This is a genomic window from Coprobacillus cateniformis (genome assembly GCF_009767585.1).
Classification (GTDB): domain Bacteria; phylum Bacillota_I; class Bacilli_A; order Erysipelotrichales; family Coprobacillaceae; genus Coprobacillus; species Coprobacillus cateniformis.
The window spans coordinates 1-2,566 of record NZ_WSNW01000016.1; the positions used below are offsets into that span (position 1 = coordinate 1).

The window sequence follows — 2,566 nt, forward strand, 5'->3', positions numbered from 1 at the left end:
ATTGAAAGCAACCGATTTATCAAAAACAACAGTGACTTTAGATGATTCAAAGGTTAATTATAAGAAAGCTGGAACATACAAGGCGACTGTTATTGCAAAAGATGATAGCAATAATGAAACAAAGAAAGAAATTGAAATTGTTGTGAAAGAAGAGAAGAAAGAAACACCTACAAAGAAATCAAATACAGGAAGTTCTTCATCTTCATCACAAAGTAAAAAGTCATCTTCTAAAGGTTCGTCATCTGCAAATTCATCACAAAAATCAAATTCTAATAGTTCATCTTCCAAATCGAATAAGTATAGTGATGTTGGTGTTGGAGATTCTATTGAGGTACCTGTAGATCCTGATAGTTATATAGAGATAGAAAATGGTAATGGTTCTGCATGGGGTGGTAGTTTTGAACCACCTAAATCATGGTATGATGATTTATATGGTAATTAAATATATTTATAAAGAAAAAATTTAAACGAATTTTTTCTTTTTTTTACGAAAGGAGAAATCAATGAAAACAAAACGATTATTAAATATAGTATTTAAAATTTTGGTTGTGATTGCAATTCTGTTGCAAATACCATTTTCAAATTTTAATAACGTTTACGCTGCTAATGTTTCAAATGTAGATGATTTTCCTAAAGATGGCTCAGTTGTTTATAATGGAAAAATAAGTTACGGTGGAAATATAGTTGGTGATTTTACTGTTTATGGTAAACAAGCGTTTTGTATGGCACATCCCTTAGCTACACCGGGTACAGGTGTGAAATTAACATCAGAAATATATAAGGACACTAATATAAAAAAAGTGTTATATTATGGCTGGCAGGGTGTTGAACAATGGAGTGGTTTTGAAAGTCGCGCACATGGAATAGTTGTCACAAGTTTGGCTTTAAGTTATTACTATTATGGGGATAACAGTTCACCTAAGACAATAGCAAAATTTATAGATTATATTGAGGGTAAAAGTTTTTCTAATTACTCAGTTAATTTTTCTAAAGAAAAAGTGTACGCTTATAAAGAGGGGGATATCCAAAGAACAGAGACAGTTACTTTAAAAAGTGATATGGATGTATTTGGTATAACTGTAACGATTCCAAGTGGTGTTACGTATGTTGATGAAACACATGGAACAAGACAAACAGGTGGGAGTGTTACAATTAAGGGAAAAACAAAATTCCACTTAGAAGCTCCTTTGAATGTGAAGTTAGAACAATGGACTACAGGAGCGAAAACAAGTTATTATGATTATGTACCGATTATGTCTACTACAAAAACTGGAAACTTTCAACCTTTAGGGAGTTGGGAATGGGTAAAAGACCCAGCAGAAACAACCTCATTAACTGTTGATTGGTTACAGCTTGGTAGCATTGAAATTACTAAGAACGATATTTATGGTAACTTGATTGATGGTGCTGTGTTTAGGCTATGGAATGATAATGGCTATGATCAAAATATTACTGTTACAAATGGGAAAATTAAAATTGAAAACTTAGTAACAGGAAATTACTTTCTACAGGAACAGACAGCTCCTAATGGTTTCCTGGTAGATAAAACAATCTACACAATTAATTTGAATGCTAGTGATGATATAAAACAGATTGTTTCAAACAAGGAGCCACGAGGAACAATCACTGTCACAAAAAAGGATAATTATGGCAATAAAGTTGGGAATACAAAGTTTTATGTAAAAGCTAACGGTGATATAAGAAGTGCTGGTGGGAATCTTTTATATCCAAATGGCACAACAGTTGATACTTTAGTGACAAATGCAAATGGAGTTGACACAACTGTTGAGTTGCCAATTGGAAATTATGTAGTAGAAGAATATGAGGTTCCTTATGGATATTTGCTCAATAAAAACAAGTTTAATGTCTCATTGAAATATGCAAATCAAGATACACCTCTTGTTACAACGTCGACTTCTGTTGTGAATGATGAACCTAAAGGAACAATTACGGTTACAAAGACAAATAATTTAAGTGATAAGGTTGCAAATGCAAAGTTCCATATTAAAGCAGATGGCAATGTTGTAAGTGCTGGTGGAAAAGTTTTATATTCTAATGGAGCGATTGTTGATACTTTAACAACCAATGCAAGTGGAGTTGATACAACAGTTGAATTACCACTTGGTAATTACATTGTAGAAGAATATGAGGTTCCGCATGGTTATTTGTTAAATAAAAATAAATATAAGGTTTCTTTGAAATATGCAAATCAAAATACGCCACTTGTGACAACTTCAACAACAGTAACAAACAGTGAGCCTTTAGGTACAATTGAATTTCAAAAAGAAGTTGATAGTGACATCACAAATAATTTAAAGGGTGATGTTTTTTTATCGAATTTAAAGTATGGTTTGTATGCTAGAAATGATATTAAGAATGTTGCTGGTACAAAAACATATTATACAAAAGACACATTAATCTCTCAAAAGACAACTGATGAAAAAGGTCGAATTGAGTGGAATGATCTTCATATTGGTGATTATTATTTAAAAGAACTGGAAACAAATGATTCATTGCTAATAAATTCAACACCAATCAATGTCAGCTTAACTTATAAGGATATGAA

Annotated in this window: 1 protein-coding gene and 1 pseudogene; both read left to right on the forward strand. The window is 31.8% G+C overall.

Going from position 1 to position 2,566, the window contains the following annotated elements:
• A pseudogene (locus GQF29_RS18135) lies at positions 1-442 on the forward strand (hypothetical protein); the annotation flags it as partial.
• Between the two features lie 61 nt (positions 443-503).
• Positions 504-2,566: SpaA isopeptide-forming pilin-related protein (locus GQF29_RS18140; protein WP_272898073.1), on the forward strand; the 2,063-nt coding region annotated here is incomplete at its 3' end.